Origin of the sequence: Natronorubrum marinum (genome assembly GCF_052040125.1) — an archaeon.
Lineage (GTDB): Archaea > Halobacteriota > Halobacteria > Halobacteriales > Natrialbaceae > Natronorubrum.
Genome location: NZ_JBPPFV010000001.1, coordinates 1,689,332 through 1,707,633 on the forward strand (window position 1 = coordinate 1,689,332; position 18,302 = coordinate 1,707,633).

16 protein-coding genes are annotated in these 18,302 nt (G+C 63.6%); 5 read left to right on the forward strand and 11 right to left on the reverse strand.

The window, feature by feature from the left end:
* The first annotated feature begins 147 nt into the window (after positions 1-147).
* Positions 148-1,170 carry an AI-2E family transporter gene (locus ACSFC5_RS08345; protein WP_440764750.1) on the forward strand — a complete coding sequence of 341 codons (1,023 nt, stop codon included), beginning with the start codon at positions 148-150 and terminating at the stop codon, positions 1,168-1,170.
* Between the two features lie 273 nt (positions 1,171-1,443).
* Here ACSFC5_RS08345 and ACSFC5_RS08350 read toward each other — a convergent pair whose 3' ends face one another.
* Complete coding sequence (locus ACSFC5_RS08350; RefSeq protein WP_440764751.1) at positions 1,444-2,256, reverse strand: CBS domain-containing protein; 813 nt, start codon at positions 2,254-2,256, stop codon at positions 1,444-1,446.
* Between the two features lie 82 nt (positions 2,257-2,338).
* Here ACSFC5_RS08350 and ACSFC5_RS08355 point away from each other — a divergent pair, with 82 nt between their 5' ends.
* On the forward strand, positions 2,339-3,445 hold the full coding sequence (locus ACSFC5_RS08355; protein WP_440764752.1) for an AI-2E family transporter: 1,107 nt from the start codon (positions 2,339-2,341) through the stop codon (positions 3,443-3,445).
* A gap of 288 nt (positions 3,446-3,733) precedes the next feature.
* Here the strand turns inward: ACSFC5_RS08355 and ACSFC5_RS08360 are convergent, their stop codons facing one another.
* Together ACSFC5_RS08360 and ACSFC5_RS08365 are read right to left on the reverse strand one after the other, a co-directional pair.
* Positions 3,734-4,804 (reverse strand): ion channel, encoded by a 1,071-nt coding sequence (locus ACSFC5_RS08360; RefSeq protein WP_440764753.1) that lies wholly within the window; start codon positions 4,802-4,804, stop codon positions 3,734-3,736.
* Between the two features lie 170 nt (positions 4,805-4,974).
* Positions 4,975-5,433, reverse strand: a complete 459-nt coding sequence (locus ACSFC5_RS08365) for a hypothetical protein (RefSeq protein ID WP_440764754.1) — start codon at positions 5,431-5,433, stop codon at positions 4,975-4,977.
* A gap of 668 nt (positions 5,434-6,101) precedes the next feature.
* Here ACSFC5_RS08365 and ACSFC5_RS08370 point away from each other — a divergent pair.
* On the forward strand, positions 6,102-6,392 hold the full coding sequence (locus ACSFC5_RS08370; RefSeq protein ID WP_440764755.1) for a HalOD1 output domain-containing protein: 291 nt from the start codon (positions 6,102-6,104) through the stop codon (positions 6,390-6,392).
* Positions 6,393-6,633: 241 nt separating this feature from the next.
* Here ACSFC5_RS08370 and ddfA read toward each other — a convergent pair whose 3' ends face one another.
* The 6 genes from ddfA to ACSFC5_RS08400 all read right to left on the reverse strand — a co-directional run bounded on the left by ddfA (position 6,634) and on the right by ACSFC5_RS08400 (position 14,357).
* On the reverse strand, positions 6,634-6,933 hold the full coding sequence (gene ddfA, locus ACSFC5_RS08375) for a DdfA family disk-determining factor (protein WP_440764756.1): 300 nt from the start codon (positions 6,931-6,933) through the stop codon (positions 6,634-6,636).
* Between the two features lie 116 nt (positions 6,934-7,049).
* Entirely contained in the window at positions 7,050-10,217 is a 3,168-nt protein-coding gene (locus tag ACSFC5_RS08380; RefSeq protein ID WP_440764757.1) for a PAS domain S-box protein, read from the reverse strand.
* Positions 10,218-10,352: 135 nt separating this feature from the next.
* Positions 10,353-12,026 carry a gamma-glutamyltransferase family protein gene (locus ACSFC5_RS08385; protein ID WP_440764758.1) on the reverse strand — a complete coding sequence of 558 codons (1,674 nt, stop codon included), beginning with the start codon at positions 12,024-12,026 and terminating at the stop codon, positions 10,353-10,355.
* A 58-nt stretch (positions 12,027-12,084) separates the two neighbouring features.
* A complete protein-coding gene (locus tag ACSFC5_RS08390) occupies positions 12,085-12,414 on the reverse strand; it encodes a cupin domain-containing protein (protein ID WP_440764759.1) in 330 nt (109 codons plus the stop codon).
* Positions 12,415-12,460: 46 nt separating this feature from the next.
* On the reverse strand, positions 12,461-13,582 hold the full coding sequence (locus ACSFC5_RS08395; protein ID WP_440764760.1) for a DNA-methyltransferase: 1,122 nt from the start codon (positions 13,580-13,582) through the stop codon (positions 12,461-12,463).
* Positions 13,583-13,766: 184 nt separating this feature from the next.
* Positions 13,767-14,357, reverse strand: coding sequence for a hypothetical protein (locus ACSFC5_RS08400; protein WP_440764761.1), 591 nt, complete (start codon positions 14,355-14,357; stop codon positions 13,767-13,769).
* Between the two features lie 435 nt (positions 14,358-14,792).
* Here ACSFC5_RS08400 and ACSFC5_RS08405 point away from each other — a divergent pair, with 435 nt between their 5' ends.
* Entirely contained in the window at positions 14,793-15,437 is a 645-nt protein-coding gene (locus tag ACSFC5_RS08405; protein ID WP_440764762.1) for a hypothetical protein, read from the forward strand.
* On the opposite strand, the gene ACSFC5_RS08410 is transcribed toward ACSFC5_RS08405, so the two are convergent.
* Positions 15,438-16,025: an NADPH-dependent FMN reductase gene (locus ACSFC5_RS08410; RefSeq protein WP_440764763.1), complete on the reverse strand. Its 588-nt coding sequence runs from the start codon at positions 16,023-16,025 to the stop codon at positions 15,438-15,440.
* 128 nt (positions 16,026-16,153) lie between these two features.
* Here ACSFC5_RS08410 and ACSFC5_RS08415 point away from each other — a divergent pair, with 128 nt between their 5' ends.
* A complete protein-coding gene (locus tag ACSFC5_RS08415) occupies positions 16,154-17,158 on the forward strand; it encodes a nucleoside recognition protein (protein ID WP_440764764.1) in 1,005 nt (334 codons plus the stop codon).
* Positions 17,159-17,185: 27 nt separating this feature from the next.
* Here ACSFC5_RS08415 and ACSFC5_RS08420 read toward each other — a convergent pair whose 3' ends face one another.
* Entirely contained in the window at positions 17,186-18,139 is a 954-nt protein-coding gene (locus tag ACSFC5_RS08420; protein WP_440764765.1) for an HhH-GPD family protein, read from the reverse strand.
* Positions 18,140-18,302: the final 163 nt, after the last annotated feature.

The window sequence follows — 18,302 nt, forward strand, 5'->3', positions numbered from 1 at the left end:
GAACGATCGCGCGCCGATGAATCTCTTCAGCCTCGCGTACTCCTTTCTTCTCGTTTCGGGTATTGGTGATTTCCCAATGCACAAGTGCCAACGCATCGGAAAGCCGAACGACCGGGGTTCGATACTCGTGCCGTAGGTGCGCCACAGATGAGTACGCGATCCAAAAGATCCAGGACGTTCTTCGTCGTCGTCGGCGTTCTCGTCGGACTGCTCTCGTTACTGATCGTCCTCCCGTTTCTCAGTTGGATTCTCATTGCGGTGATCCTCGCCTACGTCCTCCGTCCGATCGACCAGCGGCTTTCGCGTCGACTCGGCTCGAGCCTCTCGGCCGTCCTGTCGATACTGGTCGGACTCGCGTTCGTCGTCTTCCCGATCGTCCTCATCCTCGCCGTCGCGGCGAACCAGGCCAGCCAGCTATTCGCACAATTTGACCCCCAGGACATCTCCCAGATCGACGACGTCGTCGCGGAGCGTTTTGGCGTCCAAGTCGATACGGCGGCCTTGCACGACGCGTTCACCGGCGCGGTGAAGACGGGAGCTCGGGGCCTCGCCGGCAACCTCTTCAGTATCATCGGTGGGCTCCCCGAACTCTTCATCGGGTTTACCGTCCTATTCTTCGTCCTGTTTTATCTACTCAAAGACGGCGATAGCGCGGTCGAATGGTTCCGAACGGTAGTTCCGCTCGAGCCGGACGTTCGGGAGGAACTGTTCGAAGAGACGGGTCTCCTCTTGCACAATTCGCTCGTCGGAACCGCCGCCGTCGCAGCGACACAGGCGGTCCTCATCGGCACGGCGTTCCTCGTCCTCGGGTTCTCGAATATCGTGTTTTGGGTCGTCACGACGTTCGTCGCGGCGATGATTCCGCTCGTCGGCGCAACTATCGTCTGGATCCCGGCGTCGGGGTATCTGCTTCTCACCGGCGACCTCGTTCCCGCCATCGCGTTGTTCGCCTTCGGTGCAGTAGTGATCAGTTCGGTCGACAACATTCTTCGGCCGCTCGTCATGCGACGCGGAGCAGAACTCAGTCCGGCACTCACGATCGTCGGTATTTTCGGCGGTATCGCGCTCTTCCGCTTCATCGGGCTTTTCGTCGGTCCAATAGTCCTTGGAATGATGGAGCTGATCATCGATATCTGGGTTCGAGAGTATTCCGAGTCAGCACCGACCTAGTAGGGTGAGCGGAGTAGTCGAGAGACGCAACTGCGCAATCGACTACCGAATATACGATCCACCAGCACTCGACTCATTCACTGAACTCTTCTTTCTCTTCTCGACCGATTATGTACAGTACGAGAACGAATAACACGAACGCGGCAAACAGTGCGAGGCCGACGTATCCCATTTCGTGCTCCCACGCGAACAACAATCCGAGACCGCTGAGACCGATCGCCGTGGCGAGTAGTACCCAAAAGAGTCGATCACGAGTGTGCAATTTTCGATCGCTCATTCGTCGGTATTCTCCTCGTTTGCAACGGTTGGAAGTCGATCCATGAGAACCACGATCTCCCCGCAGACGACCGGTACGCCGTCCTCGTCGTACTCGACCGCCTCGAGCCGAAATCGGTCGGGTCCGAGATAGATACCAAGTCCGGGAAGTTGTGCCGACGCGGCGTTAATGACGCTCGAGGCGAGTGCACCGTGAACGAGTCGGTGGCCGAACCGCGTTCGTTTCGCAAACTGGTCGTCCAGGTGTAACGGATTTTTGTCGCCGCTCACTTCGGCGAACAGCTCGATGTCGCTTTCGGTGATCGGTTTCGCGAACGTGACGATATCACCGACACTGACGCCCGGTTCGTCTTCGTCGTCGTACTCGTAGTTCCACTTGCGTTCTTCCCTCGTGATCGACTCGAGCGACGGCGTCGACACGCCATCGATCATCGTCGCGTTCGTCACGAAATGTGAGAGATCGATCACGGTAACGAGTCCGACGAGCCTCCCATCGCCCACAACCAGGAGCTGGTTGATCCGGTGCTCGTAGAGCACCGCCGCTGCGTCGTGAACGGACGTCGACGGTTCGATAGAGACGAGCGGCTCCGACATGAACTCGCGCGTCGTCTGCGCCATCGGCTCGTTCGACGCGATTAGCGACACGAAATCGGAGCGCGTAACCGTACCGATCGGATCGCCGTCGTCGACGATCACGATCGATTCGTGTCCGGACTCGGCAAAGCGTCTGGCGACCGCATCGGCAGTATCGTCCCGTGGTGCCGTCGCGACGGCACCCGTGACTTCTTCTACGGATACTGGAACGACCATGGGGTACTGACGACGTCGAGATTCATAACTACCTGACGCCACCCAAAGCGTCTTTTTCCTCAACGATGTCCGTTCCCTGCCCATGATCCCGAACGGGGACGTCGACGCGGAGTGGTTTCGGTCGAGAGGCTGGTGGTGGGCGTTCGCGTTTGCGCTCGCGATCGTATTGATCGCTGCCTTGAGCGACTACCTCGGCTGGATCGTCTTCGGGGTCTTCCTCTACTACGTCGCTCGGCCCGTTTCGAGGCGGCTCCATCAACGAGGTCTCTCTTCGGGAACGAGTGCGATCGTGACGCTCGTGCTCGTCGTCCTCCCGTTCGTCGGTGTTCTGTTCGTCGTCGCGTCGCTGGCGATCGTTCAGATCGCGACCCTGGAGCTAACCGATTTCGACGCCGTTCTCGAACGGCTCTTGCCGGACGGAGATACCGACGAACTCCCGACGACCGATACGGAACTGTATCCGGTCGCGGAGGACCTCGCGACTGACCCGCGACTCGCTACCGTCGGACAGTGGCTCAGCGGGCTCGTCGGCCGGTTTCTCACTGCGTCGTATTTGTTATTCGTCACGTTTCTGTTCGCGTTCTTCCTGGTCCGCGACGAACGCCGTCTCGGACGCTGGCTTCGAACCGAAATCGTCGGGGAGAGACCCAACGTAACGACGTATCTACGGAACGTTGACGCGGGATTACAGTCCGTCTTTTTCGGGTATACGCTGACGATTCTCGCGATCGTACTGTTAGCCGGCGTCGTATACGCAGGGCTCAACGCGATCGCACCGGCGGGGCTCGAGATACCACAGATCCTTTTGCTGGCGATCGTGACCGGGCTCGCGTCGGTGATTCCACTCGTCGGCCGAAATATCGTGTACGCGAGTATCGTCGGCTACCTCGCGCTGACAGCGATTCGAACGGACCCCACCGGCCTCTGGTTTCCCGTCGCGTTCTACGTCGTCATGGGCGTCTTTTTCGACGGTATCATCCGAACCTACGTGCGACCGACGCTTTCGGGACGAATGTTTTCGACTGGGCTGATCCTCTTTGCGTATATTCTGGGCCCGCCGGTCTTCGGCTGGTACGGAATTTTTCTCGGTCCGATCATCATGGTCGTTACGGTCGTGTTCGTTCAACGTCAACTACCGCGACTGCTCCACACAGGTCAACGTACGTCCGGGACCGGTGATAGGGATTAGCAACGCAATTCGTAGTTTTGTGTTATTTCTCTTCGGTAGCTGAGAGAGGATCTACCGAATACAAGCACGATTGCTACCGATGGCTGGTGTCGAGCGACCGTACACAACCGTTATACTTCGCTCGAATTAACCGGGGAGCGGTCCTCCTGCTCGTACCGTACCCCGTTTGGATAGAGGGTGCAACGTACTCAATTTCGAGATTTAGCACCGAAACCGGTCGCTCGAACGATTTCCCGCTCTCATCAGCGACCTCGTGGGCCGATCGGAGCGTACCCATTCGAGACGCACTCAGACGTCGTCAGCATCGCGGCCGAGCGCCGCGGCGGCGGCCGTTCTCGCGAGTGATGCCTTCGGGTCGATCGTCACGTCCGGGTCGAACTCCGCCACGTCCGCCGCATCTCCCGTCGTCGCCACTGCGACGATCGAGACGTCGGGGTCGGCTCGTCTCACTGCGACTACGGCGTACGGAACGGTTTGGGAGTCCACTGCGATCACCACAGCCGTCAGGTCCTCGAGAGCCAGTTCCTCGAGCGCCTCTTCGTCGGTCGGGTCGCCACTGCGGACGTCGATCCCTCGATCCGAGAGGCTGTGTTTCCAGTCTTCTTCAGCCGTCAGCACCGTCAAGGACACCCGCTCCGCTAAGCTTTCGACCACCGCTTCATCGAGACTCGAATCACCCAGCAGGACGACGCTGTCGCTCGTCGTGGGGTTCGACCGCCGGACACGAGCGTGCGTTCGTTCGAAGCGTGATTTGAGAAAGGGAGAGAAGAGGCTCCCGACGGCGGCGGCGACGGTAGCCGGGCCGAGAGTGACGAGTGAGATGGCGAACAACCGTCCGTTTTCGGTCGTCGGGTGAATATCTCCATAGCCGACGGTGCTTGCCGTGACGAGGGTGTAGTATAGCGCGTCGACGAGGGTATCTACTTGATCGAAATTAGTTCGGAGAACGTACGTACCGACGGTCCCGTACGCGACGAAAGCACCGATGGCGAACAGCGTTCCGGCCTGCGTCGGGGTGAGCGAAACCGACCGCGTAAACACCCGGCGTTGGCGGACGAGCAACGCGACTCCAGCGAGCGAGACGACGACCAGCGGAATCGAGACGAGTCGCGTTTGCACGACGCCGTGGACCGTCGAGAGAACGAGCAGTAGTGCGGCGGCGGCGTACCCGAGCCAGTAGTCACGGCGCATCCCCCACGCGGCGGCCAACAATCCGAAGCCGACGAGAACGCCGCTAAATCCAGACGCGATCTGCAGGGCAGCGAACACCCCGTCCGCTTCGAGCATCGGTTCGGTTACCATCGCCAGTAATCCCGTTGCAATCGAGAGGAGGCCGACCACGGTGATTAGTGTCGTCACAGACCAATCGGATCCGAATCGGGTGGTGAAACCGGGCATATCTGTCTCACCACGGTGACAGAGTTAAGACGAAGGGGGCGGGGGATCTCGAAGACAGGATCGGTACGGACCGGTTGCGAACTCGGCGCGAATCGATTGCTGTCTCGACTCAGGCTGGCCAACGCGACGACTCAACGCCTTCGCCAACTCCAGAACCCGAGCACGAGAAGCGTGAGCGCGGGAACAACGAGTAGCGCCCACTCACCAATCTCACCGACGGTCAGATTTTGAGAGGCGACGAGTTCGGTTTCCTCGAGCAAGAACAACACGAGCAGTAGGAGCCCGAACAACGACGTGGTCGCGACGCCAATCCCCTCCCGAATCGCCCGTTCGAAGGCCTCAGCGTCAGCCCGGGACGTTTCAGTCGCCTCTTCGGGCGGATTGCTCGTCGGCTCCGGCATCGGGTATGCGGTGTCCGCCCGGGACAGTCCGAGATACCCGATCCCGTACGAGAGCGTGATCCCCGCGATCATCACCACACCGAACGACAGCGCGGTCGCAGTTGCGGTCGACGGTGCGAGGAGGATCGTTACGACAGCTGCAGCAACGACGGATCCTCCGAGCACGAATCCTCTGGGTGGTGAGGCCATTGCGGTTCGTATTCCACACCGGATCATAACGCCAACACACGGTCCGTTGACAGTCACTTTGACGGACTGGATCGAGCGCGATCCTCCCACTGAGCTCCGACAGTACCCGATCGACGTTGGTAGTTCGACACGCGTCTATCACAGAAATATCTGATTCGTAACTGAACCCTAGCCATCGTACGAGCGATCGGACTCCCCACAGCACCACAATACGACGCTGATTTTACCGGCGCGGAGAGAGACACGTACCCATAGCCGTTCGAAAGACGCTGGCCGATAGCCAGCGTGATCGTACCCCATCCGCCGTGGTGTGTCAGTGGACAGGCCAATCTTCGATCGGCCGTCAGTCGTCTCGAGCGACGGCAAATCGATCTCAATCACTGGCGAGGTCCGGCCGTCTCGAGCGGCCGGATACCATCGGCAACGACAGTATTCCTCCCTTCGCCGGATGGATATTCGACCATCGTCGATTAAAGCTACTGGCCGCTCGACGTTGGATCCGATCGAGTCGCCATCGCAATACCGTCTACAACTGTCCGTTCCCCGCCGAGCACGCCGTTTTTCGACTGTTAGAGTGACTCGTAACCCGATTGAGACCCGCGCGCGGCAACTAATTCTTTCGCGAGTGCTTCGCTAGTTTTATGCGATACACCATAGCATGGCGTGGTATGGGGACGGGGGTCCCACCGAGCCACAAAGTACTGACGCAGGTTGCATCGTCCGAGGGCGTTTCACCGACGGACCTCGAGCCACCGCTTCACGACGTCGTCGATCCGGACGCGCTCGATCGGCTGGTCGAGTCGTGCGGATGCGCCGCGAGCGACCGCGTCGTGACGATCGAGTTTCCCTATCGAGGATACATGGTTCGGGTCGACAGCACGGGCGCCGTCGATTTGACCGTGGGAGATCAGCTCCCGGATTCGACCGGCGATTCGACGGAAGAGTCCCACGGCGACTGATATCGACGAGAGCTGCGCGCCAATTCGACCGTCGTGAGCCCCGCCGATCCGGCGAGCGATGCGTCGAACGCTGGCATACCGAGACGGCTGCTCGTGAGGACAGTTATAGCGACCGTATTTTCGACGCTCCGAAGGCTGACGCTCCTGACGATGGATCGGAGAAAAACCGACGGAACGGAAGTCGAGAGTAGAGACAGTTCGATTCCGGCCCGCGAGTCGAAGCGTCGTGATGTCGAACGCGCTACGCCGTTTCGACCCGAATTTCGCCGTCGGCATCGACCGTTACCTGACAGTCGTTGTACTCAAACGTTACCGAGCCGCCGGATCGGAGTCCGTCCGCCCGCGGTTCGAACAGCCGTTCGAGCGCGTCGGCGTTGATCGTATAGTGAAGCGGCTCGAGTTCGGTTACGTCGTCGTTGCAAAACGTCGCAACCGCATCGACGACGGCGACGCTCAGTGGTTCGTTGTCGAGTCTATCGTACTGCACAGCGTACTGTTCCTCCGTTGGAACGGACGGTGATTGTGAAGTCATCTCGGTCATATAGTTCTGCGCACCCCCAGTGCGGTCTGTGGGAAGACAACTTTCCGTTCACGAGTTGCACTGAAGAGCCTGACCGTTAACTGTGTAGCCCCACCGGCAAAAGAGGGGTTAAGCAATTAACCCTCCAACAGCGTCTCGTCGAAGAGGGTCCTGAAGAGCTTCCGCTCGACGGCTCTCACGTGCTTGTGGAAAGCCGGCGAGGAGATGTCGAGCGAGTCCGCGATCTCTTCGCCGTTCGTTTGTCGAGGCCACTCGAAGAACCCGCCGTGATACGCCGTCTGGACGACTTCCCGTTGCCGATCGGTGAGTTGTTCGAGCAGCGAGGTGCGCGCGCCGGCGTCGATCGTCGACCGATCGGCGGTCGTCTGTTCGCGGCGCGCGACCATCGTGACCGAAAAGCCGCGACGGTTGAGCCCCGACAGGAGGTCCCTGATTTCGATCGATTCCGGAACGTCGACGATGGCTCGGGTCGTCGACTCGTCGGTGACGAACGACCGGAGCGTTCCGCCGTGAGAGTCGACGACAGTGCCGAAAAACGGCTCCGAACACTGAAGTTGTAACAGCGTTTCGTCCTCGGTTTCGCCGATGACCGTGACGCCGTGGATCCCGTCGAGATCCGAGAGCTCGGCCGCCCGCTCGGGCGCGACCGGCGCGTCCGTCACGACGAAGACGGTCTGTGGTCCGTCCTCTCGTATCGTCGCGCCCTCGAACGCAACGCGGGTGCCCAGTCGGCCGGCAAGGCGGGAGAGCAGCGACTCGTCGGTGAGTTCGAGCTCGAGTTCGGCGGTCGCGACGTCGTCGTCGCGCAGGGCGGCCTTCCGCTTGACCGCGTCGATCGCGTATCCGATCGTTTCGCCGAGTTCGGCGAGCGTCTCGCGAAGGGATCCGTCGAACGCGTCGCGGTCGTCGCCGTAGATCGACAGCACGCCGTAGAGGAACCCGTCGTAGACGAGCGGCACGGCGTAGACCGACTGGTAGTTTCGCGAGAGGGCTTCGACCCGCCACGTTCCGTCGCGGATCGAGTCGGCAGCGTTTTCGACGTACGTCGGCTCCCGCGTCCGCGCCGACCGTCCCGTCGGCTCGGCCGCAGAATCGTCGACGGTCGTCACCGAGACGGCGTCGAGATACCCCCGTTCGCGTCCGGCGCGGGCCTGCGTCTCGAGTCGATTACCGCTCGGATCGGGCTCGCCGATCCAGGCGAACGAGCAGGCCTCGAGCGCCGCGAGGCGGTCACAGATTCCGCGTTCGATCTCGGTTCGAGAGTCGGCCATCAGGAGTAACTGCTCGATGTCCTGGCGGATTCGATTGGCGGCGTGCAACTGCTCGAGATGCGTGTTCTGACGCGTGAGTTCCCGCTCGCGTCCGTGGAGTCGACGCGTCCGGGAGATCCGGTCGAACGCAGCCTCGGCCGTCGTGGCGAACAGTTGGGCGAGTTCGAACGTGTCGTCGTCGTACTGCGCCGGTTCGGGATCGAGAGCGACGAGTGTCCCGTGTTCGCCGATCGGAACGTAGAGGCCACTGCAAGCGGTGACGGTCGCCTCACAGCATCGATCCGCTTCCGGCGTGTCGTGAAGGCGTGAAGGGGCTCCGTTAACGAACGTCTGCCAGACGGAACTCTGGTCGGGGCGGACGCGAGGTGGCCGGCCGAACGTCGATTCGAACGCCTGTGAGTAGGCCGCCGGGATCAGTTCGTTGTGCTGATCGTCGAATCGGTAGACGACGCTCTCGAGGTCGAGAACGTCCGCCGCGACGTCGACGATGTACTCGCAGGCGGCCTGTTTGGATTCGACGGTCAACAGGTGACTCGTCGCCTCGTGCAGGGCGTTCAGTGCCTCCTGATACTGGGCGCGCTCGGTAACGTCGGCAGCGATAGCGATGACGCGGTCGGTCGACCCATCGTCGACGATCGGCCGGTACCACGATTCGAAGACTCGATCCTTGACTCGGACCGAAGAGTGGGCTGTCTCCCCGTCCAACGCTGTCGTGGCGTCGGCGACAATTTGCGAGTGGCCCTCGAAGACATCGAACAGCGATTCGCCGACGATATCGTCCGACCGGCGATCGAATCGCTCGAGGGCACGGCCCTCTGCGAGTGTGATCGTCCCGTCGGCGTCGAGCACGAAGAGCACGACGGGAACGTTCTGGACGAGGGTTTCCAGTCGCTCCGTTCGCTCCCGAAGTTCACCCTCGCGTTCGATCCGGTCGGAAACGTCCGTGAAGTAGATCGAGATACCGGTCGGGGAGGGGAACAGTCGCACGTTGTACCAGCAGTCGGTAGGTTCGTAGTACCGTTCGAAGGAGACGGGTTCTTGCGTCTCTATCGCTTCGATCGCCGACGTCTGAAAGGCGGTATCTCGAAGTTCCGGGAACTGATGGTGTATCTTTCGTCCGAGAATCTCCCCCGGTTCGGTGTCGAGTAGGGTCGCTGCTCGATCGTTGACGTACGTAAATCGCCAGTCAGCGTCGAGCGCACAGAACGCATCGGTCACGCGCTCGAGCGCGTCGTCCAGTTCCCGTTCGACCTGCTGGTGCTCCGTAATGTCCCGGATCGAGGCGACGATCCCGCCGATATCGTCGTCCGCGAGCCGGTTTGTGAGATCGGCCTCGTGGACGTACCAGGAGCTGTCGGCGTGCTGGCACCGGTAGGTGATCGAGACCGACGCCCCGGGGCCCTGCTCCCGGAGTTCATCGAACGCGGTGCGGACCGTCGAGGTGTCCTCGGGGTGGACGGTCTCTGTCACGTGATTGCCGACCAACGACTCGGGATCGTAGCCGCCGACTGCTTCGACCGACGGGCCGACGTAGGTGATCGTCCCGTCGGCCTCGGTGACGACGACCAGGTCCGACGACTGCTCGAGCAACGCCCGACACCACGTTTCCTGCCGCGAGGCCGTTCGACGGACGGCGGCGAGTTCGGCCGCCTGCCGAAGCCGATGGCCGAGAACGGCAGGCTCGCACTCGGATTCGCCGGCCCGCCGTTTGACGACCACGTCGGTCGCACCGTCGGATCGAACCCGTTCGATCGACACGCACCCCGCCGAATCGATGGCGTAGACGACCGGGTGCGTCTCGCCGAGCGACGTGAGAACCGCGTCGTCGTCAGTGAGGACACAGTCCGCCGCGTCCAGTCGCGCTGCGTCGAGTTCGGACACGGCTTCGACCGGTCCGTCGACGGCGAGATCGCCGTCTTCCAGCCCGCTCGTCGCAGCTCGCAACCACGGCGACGAACCGACTGCAAGCACTCGAACCTGAGCCGTCTCGGGGACCTCGAGACCGCGAGTCATATCTCCGATGGGACCGGCGCGCGTAAAAAGGTCGTGTTACCCCTATGGGACCCGTTCGCGAGCGAACACTCGAGCGAGCGGTCGGGCGCGTCGACCGGCTCGAACGCGGTGATCGACTCGAGCGCACCACCCGACTCAGAAACCGATCGCGACGCCATCCTTTCGGGGCTCGGTCGCGCCGGAAAGCGTCCCGTCGCGGCGACGAACGAGCTGTGCGCCTCCGAACATGACCGGCGGCAGGACGCCGACGTCGTGGCCCTTCCGAGCCAGTTTGGCCGCGTTCGGGAGCCGCTCCTCGATCCCGAGCGAGCCGCTCTCCCGGTAGCGCCAGCGCGGCGCGTCGAGCGCGGCCTGCGGACTCATCCCGTAATCGACGAGGTTCGAGAGCACCTGGACGTGGCCCTGGGGTTGCATGTAGCCGCCCATGACGCCGAAGGCCAGCCAGTCGTCCTCGTCCAGTTTCGCGATCGCCGGAATCAGCGTGTGGAACGGCCGTTTACCCGGTTCGAGACGGTTCGGGTGATCGGAATCGAGCGAGAACGACGCGCCGCGGTTCTGCAGCGCGATGCCGGTGTCGCCCGCGACCAGCCCGCTGCCGAAGCCGGCGAAGCGGGAGTTGATGTACGAGACCAGGTTGCCCTCCTCGTCGCCGACGGTCAACAGGACGGTGTCGGCGTCCTCCGCGTTGGCGTTCGGGACGCCGACCGCGGGGTTCTGGATCGGACTGTCGCCGATCGCCGTCGCGCGTTCGCGCGCGTAGGATTTCGATGCGAGCGGCGGAACCGCCTCGAATTCGGGATCCGTAATGTAGTGGTGGCCGTCGACGAACGCGAGTTTCATCGCCTCGGTGAAAGCGTGGATCCGTTCCGGCGAGTCGTACGCGTGCTCCCCGGCACCGATCTCCTCGGCGACGTTCAGCGCCTCGAGTGCGACGAGCCCCTGATTGTTCGGCGGCAGTTCGTAGACCTCGGCCCCGTTGTAGGTCGTGCTGACGGGGTCGACGAACTCGGGTTCGAAGTCGGCGAGGTCCTCGTGAGTCATGAAACCGCCCGCGGACTGTATCTCGTCGACGATCGCGTCCGCGATCGATCCTTCGTAGACCTCGTCGGCCCCGTTCTCGGCGATCGCCCGCAGGGACTCGCCCAGCCGCGGCATGGTAACCGTCTGGCCGGGGTCCGGGCTCTCGCCGTCGAAGAGGTACGCCTCGCGCGCGTGCTCGTCCGTAAAGAGTCGCTCCGCCCCCTCCCAGTGGTGGGCGATGATCGGCGAGACGGGATACCCCTCCGTCGCGAAGTGGATCGCCGGCTCGAGGACCTCCGAGAGCGATCGTCGGCCCAGTTCCTGCACCGTCGTCTCCCAGCCGCGGGCCGTGCCGGGAACCGTGACGGCGTGGGGACCGAGGAACGGCATTTCCAACTCGTCGGCGCTCGCCCCGCTGTCGACGGCGTAGCCCCGCGACTCGGGGTAGTAGCTCTCGAGCGTCTCCTCGTCGGTCTCCTCGAGCGCGTTCGTCACGTTCTCGATCGTCGCGTCGGCCGGCGCGGGGCCACAGGATCGCATGGCTCCGACGTCGCCGTCGGCGGTTCGATAGAGCGCGAACACGTCGCCGCCCAGTCCGGTCGAGGTCGGTTCGACGACGTTGAGCGCGGCGGCCGTGGCGACGGCCGCGTCGAAGGCGTTCCCGCCGTCGCGAAGGATCGAGAGACCGGCCTCCGCGGCGAGCGGCTGGCTCGTCGCGACCATCCCCCGGTTTCCGTAGACGGTCGACCGTCTGGAGTCGAATCGGTCGAGATCGATAGCGTCGTTCACACCCGATCTACGCGGGCTACCACTAAATCACGACGGAAGCGGCGGACGCAGTCAAGAATCACGACGGCAACGGACAGAGGCTCGCCGTGAACACGACCGTCTCGTCGGTCTCGTTTCGCGCGCCGTGGACCGCGCCGCGCTCGTGGTGGACGACGCCGGGGGCGTCGATCGCCTCGCTCTCGTCGCCCCGGACGACCGTCACCGTCCCTTCGAGCACGTGAAAGACGTTCGTGCTGTCGGGATGGTCGTGAGCCTCGAGTTCCGCGTCAGGGCCGAGCGCGAACGCCTTGACCAGCACGTCGTCGGTGACGACCAGTTCGGTCGTTTCGATCTCGCCCTCGCTCGGCTCGAGGGCCGAAACTGCCGTCGCGTATTCGTCGAGCGTCATAGCCGCTCGTTCGGCCTCCGACGTAAAAAAGCGTGGCCGTTACCATCTACCGAGCGTCGTCACTGAGGCCCAGCGGCACGTGTTCGGCCCGATAGCCGTACTCGTCGTCGCCATCGTTGCCGTCGTCGCCCTCACCGTCGTCGGTATCGTCATCGAGCGCCTCGATCGCATCGACTTCGCGCAGTCGAATTCCTCGCTCCATCTTGGTCACGACCGGCGTGTCGTAGTGTTCGGCCTCGTACTCGAACCCCTTTCCGTCCTCGCGACGGCTCGCGACGAACTCGCGGTGGCGCTCGAGGCGCGTCCGCCCGATCGACCGAGACAGGGCCGGGATGTCGGGCACGCGGTCGTCGAACCGTTCGACGAAGGCCGCCTCGAGCTCTGAACCGAGTGAGTGGCGGCCGGCACACATGGCCGCGAACGTCGTGGTTCCAGTCCCCCAGAACGGATCGAGGACGGTGTCGCCGTAGGCCGAGTACATACAGATCAGACGATAGGGGATCTCGAGCGGGTAGGCGGCCGACCGATCGCGGAGATCCTCCACCCCGTCGCCGCCGTCGAGAGCCTGCAGTTCGCCCTGCACGTCGGTCCAGACGTCCGTGAACCAGCGGTTGCGCTCCTCCCAGAAGTAGGCGGCCTCGTAGCGCCGGTCGGCCCCCGGCTCGAAGCCGCGGCTCTCGCCGCCCTTCCGGAAGAGCAGCACGTACTCGTGTTCTAAGGTAACGTACGCGTTCGGCGGGATCATCCCGCTGCCCATGAACTTGGCCGCGCTGTTGGCCGGCTTGCGCCAGAGCACGTCCGGCAGGGGATCGAAGCCGCGGGACTCGAAGGCCTCGAGCACGCGGGCGTGGTTCGGATAGACGCGAAAGCTCCCGTCGATCGTCCGCGTCGCGTCGCCGACGTTGACACAGGCGATGCCGCCGTCGACGAGCACGCGCTCGAGTTCCGCCCAGACGCGGTCGAGCTGGGCGTGCATCGCGTCGAACGCCGCGCGGCCGTCGCCGGACTCGAGCGCGTCGCCGATCGCCGGATCGAGCGCCGTAAACAGCTCGTCCCACATCTCGATCATGGGGTACGGCGGGGACGTGACGACGAGTTCGACGGAGGCGTCGTCGATCGCGGCGAGATCCCGAGAGTCACCGACGAAGACGCGGTGGGTCGTCTCCATTGGGTTCACACTGTCGGCGTCGCCCTCTTAGCTCCTTCGTCAGCCGCCGGCCAGCCGCCACCCGCCGGATTTCGATCTCCGTGGCCGTTCTCCAGTGGCTGTCCTGCGGGTTGCAGTCGTCGTCGCGAAAACGAACGCATCGGTCGTCTGCCGCTCGAGGGCACTCGGCACCGAGTTCCGCGACTTACTCCTCTTCCTCTTCTTCCATCTCGTCCGACTCGTCGCCGTCGACGTCGGCTTCCAGTTCGTCCTCGTCGTCGAACTCCTCCGACTCGGCACTCGTCGCGGGTTCGAACTCCTCGATCGGCTCCCACTCGTCTTCCTCGTCGCCGGAGAGTCGACGGCGAATGAGCGCGACACCGGCGAGAAGACCGACGACGAGCAGCATCCGCGGCAGTCGACTCGAGCCGCTCTCGGCTTCCGTCTCCGCTCCGGAATCGTCGTCGCTCATCGTCTCCTCGGCGCTCGCTTTCGTCTCTTCGGCGGTCGACGTCGTCCCCTCGACCACGTCTTCGATGATCTCCGGCTCCTGCAGATCCTCGAGCGAAGTGTCCTCGAGTTCGGGAGATTGTCGACCCGCAAGAAAGCCGAGCGCAGCACCGGCACCGAAGAGGGCGCCCGCCAGCGGCAGACTCGTCTTCCCGCCCGTCGATCCGTCCGCCTCCTCGACGGCCTCGAGGATGGAATCGCGCAGCGGCGACTCCATTCCCATTCCGACTGCTTCTCTGACGACGGTCTCGGCCAGCGTCTTGTCCTGTTGCTCGGTTTCGGGCATAATTAGTGCCGACCACATCCCCCTAAATAGTTCTGTCCAACGTTTCGGCCGCGCGAATCGTTTTCCCGAACAGTACACGTCGACTACCGCAGCGCGTTCGTCCGAGTAACCGGCCCCTACTCGATCGAACGGTCGCTCGAGCGACTCTCAAGGCTCCTTCAAGCGACCAGTCGCCGACCGAGAGCGGCCGGGTGCAGGCGAGACTACAAGCAGTGGTCGGTCCATCGCTACTGTGCCGCGCGCTATCCTCCACACCGACTCGACGACGTCGAGCGCAGTCGTTCGCTCGCGCGGACACCGGCTCGCGCGACCTATTAGTAAAACGATCCGTTACCCTCGTATAAATTCGACACCGGCAACGACGCGATTACGCCCGCATTACCGTGCGATATAATGGCTCACATAACGAAAGGGGCGGACTGAGTGGAACGGGGTATGAGCGTCATCCGTCAGCCTGGCGTCCTCGGCCGAACGACCCGCCGGCGGGTCGTCGGGCTGACCGCGGCGCTTTCGGCGGCCACCGTGGAAGCGATCGCCGTCGGTTTCTGGTTCACCCTCGTCGTCGACTCGCGGACGACGTCGACTGCACTCGCTGGACTGGGAATCCTCTTCTGCGGCGCGCTCCTCAGAGCCGGCGTTTTCGGCGCGACCATCAGCGAACTGGGGGACCTCCTCGAGCCGATGCGACTCGCCGCCGCGTTGCTGTTGACCGGTGGCTGGGTTGGCTGGCTGTTCGTCGCCGAACAGATCGGCGGCGTCGGCGGGATTCTCGTCGCGACGGCACTGCTCGCCGGCGTGCTCGTCGGACAGTTCTCCCTCGAGCGACACGTCTTCCGCCATCGGTCGCCGTCCCGAACGGCGCGGACGCCGCTCGTCCCCGGCCTACTGCTCGCCGTCGGCGCGTCGTTGCTGCTCGCGTCGGCCTGGTTCACCGAGTGGGCGATCGCGACGCCGCCGCTGGCGCTCGAGATCACCACGATCGTCATTCGCATCGAGGCGCTGCAGGTCGGCGTGGTCGTCTTCGCGCTGTTCGCCTTCCTCGCCCACCAGCGGCGCTTCGAGCAGTTGCTCGAGCCCTGATTACTTCCCCTCCGCACCGACGTTCTGGTCGCCCTGGAACGAGTCCGGATCCGGCTCGATCGTGGCGTACTGTACGGCACGCCGCCCCAGCGTCGCGACCCGTTCCTCGAGTTTTTCCTCGACGAACTCGCCGTCCTCGAACGCTGAGTGGGAGTTCGCGATCGCGGCCTCGTGGGGGATCACCCAGGCGTTCAGCGCCCGACAGACCGAGCGCATGTGCTCTAAGGCCGTCACGGGAAACGCACCGCCAGAAACGGCGAGTAATCCGACGGTCTTCCCCCTGAACTCGTCGAAGCCGCAGTAGTCGAGGGCCGTCTTCAGCGGCGACGCGTACGATCCGTGATACATGGGCGAGCCGAGAACGATCGCGTCGGCCTCGCGCAAGCTGGCCGCGAGTTCCGCCGCGTCGCCCGCGTCCTTCCGATCCTGATCCGCGTCGAAAACGGGCAGTTCGTACTTCCGGAGATCGATTAGTTCCGTGCTCGCGCCGCCCGCTTCGGCCGCTCCGAGGACGCGCTCGAGGGCGATTCGGGTGGTACTCGCGTCGCGAAGGCTCCCACAGACTGCGGTGACGTGGACGTCTGCCATGGGTGGTTTTCGGGGACCCGGTTGAAATATGCGAGCCAAGCGACACGGCTTCGACCGGTCGCGTCGGTGAGTCCCGGCAACTGGGTCGATCCGACGGCCATATCTTTCGGCGATTCGAACGGATCGGCGTGGAGTCGCTCCTCTCCGTCCTGTTGACCGAAGCCCTCCCGCGGGTCCTGACGATTTCGGTGCTCATCGGTATCGGCGTCGGATTAGCGAACCTAGCCGTCGAGTACGGGATCGTCGACGTGATCGCCCGCGTGGGACGGTACCTGACGGAGCCGGCGAACCTCCCCGACGAGGTCGGGGCCGCCGTCCTGACGAACACGGTCTCGGTCACCGCCGGCTACGGGATGCTCGCGGAGTTTCGCGAGTCCGGGCTGCTCGACGACCGGGCCACGCTGATCGCCGTCGTCATCAACACCTTCTTCGGCTTCGTCCAGCACATCTTCACCTACTACGGACCCGTCCTGATTCCGATTCTCGGGCTCCACGCCGGTCTCATGTACGTCGGCGCGCGGGCCGGCATCTCGCTGGCCATCTCGATCGTCGGCCTCCTCGCCGGTGCGCTCTTGCTCCGGGGCTACGAGTACGACGGGAGTGTCGTCGACCCCGAGGTCCCCGAGGACGGCGAGGGTGACGGCGGGGGTCGAACGCACCGGGACAAACTCCGACAGGCCGGAGAGAAAACGCTCGAGCGGCTTCGATCGATCGTCCCGCGGCTGGCGCTCGTCTACTCGCTGGTCTTCGTGGCCCTCGAGTACAGCGAGCAACTCGTCGGCGCGCTCGCCTACGTCGGCATACAGGAGCCCGCTGCGGTCGTCGATCCGGTTGCCGGCGTCCTCGGGCTCCCGGCCGCGGCGGTGCCGGTGATCCTCGTCTCATTGGTCGATCCGACGACGGGGGCGATCACGGTCGCCCCCATGATCGGCGACGTACTCACGCCGACCGAGGCGGTGATCACGCTACTCGTCGGAAGTCTGTTCTCGCTGACCATCGGCACGGTCAAGCGATCGATCCCGTTTCAGTACGGCATCTGGGGCTCGGAGTTCGGCACGAAGGTGATCGTCGTCAACACGGGCCTGAAGGCCGTTTTCATTATCGTCGCGATTCTGGTCTTTCTCGTGATTTGATCGTCAATAGGGGGCTCGAGTTGGGAATTAGCGCTGCAGTCGCGCGACGAGTTCGGCGTCGGAGTCGCTCCGCTCGAGGTCGACCAGCCCGTCGGACTCGAGGTCCGAAAGCAGCCCCGTCAGCCACTCGCGGCCGTATTCGCCCTCCGGCACGTAGTCGACGCGGATTCGATGACCGAGCGTGTCCAACTCGAGTTCGTCGTACTCCCGTAAGGTCCCAATCACGCGCCCGCGGAACTGCCGACGGCTCCCCTCGAAGGAGGGCTGGGTGGGGACGTCGGGCGCGGTGAAGTCGCCGCTCGCGTAGGCATCACACCACTCGCGCCACGGACAGCCCACCTCGTCGCAGCGGGGGGTCTGCGTGCAGGCGACGCCGCCGAGTTCCATGATCGCGTTGTTCCAGACCCGCGACTCGCCCTCGGGCATGAGGTCGTTCGCGCCCGCCTCGAAGGCCGAATCGTCGTCCGGAATCGAGAAGGCGCGGTAGGTGACTCGCTTGACATTCGTGTCGACCACGGCGTCGCCGTTGTTGAACGCGAAACTCGCGACGGCGTTGGCGGTGTAGGGACCGACGCCCATCAGCTCCTGCAGTTCGTCGGGCGTTTCGGGGAAGGTGCCGTCGTACTCCGACTCGATCTGGCCGGCCGACTCGTGGAGGTACTTCGCCCGGTTGTTGTACCCGAGGCTGTGACTCGTCCAGAAGCCCACGACGTCAGCTCGATCCGCGGCGGCGAGATCGGCCGTCGTCGGCCACCGCTCGAGAAATTCCTCCCAGGCTTCGACCACGCGATCCAGCTGGGTCTGCTGGCTCATCACCTCGCTGACGAGGATCGCGTAGGGATCGTCCGTCCGCCGCCACGGAAAGTCGCGGTGGTCGCCCTCGTACCACTCGATCAGGGCCGCCTGAACGGCCTCGAGATCCTCGGGCAGCGACCAGTCGTTGACCCCGTCCGCGTCGCCGGCACCGTCGCGCTCGCTCATTGGTCGGGCTAGCGACCGGGCCGTCTTACTGGTGGCGGTTCTCGGTCGGTCGTATTGACTCGGGAAGGGACGTGTTTCTCCAGTCTAACTGAACCAGGCGCGGTGGCGCGCGCTGTGGCCGCGGTGAGCGGAAAGCGAACCGCGGCACAACTTCGTGCGAGGG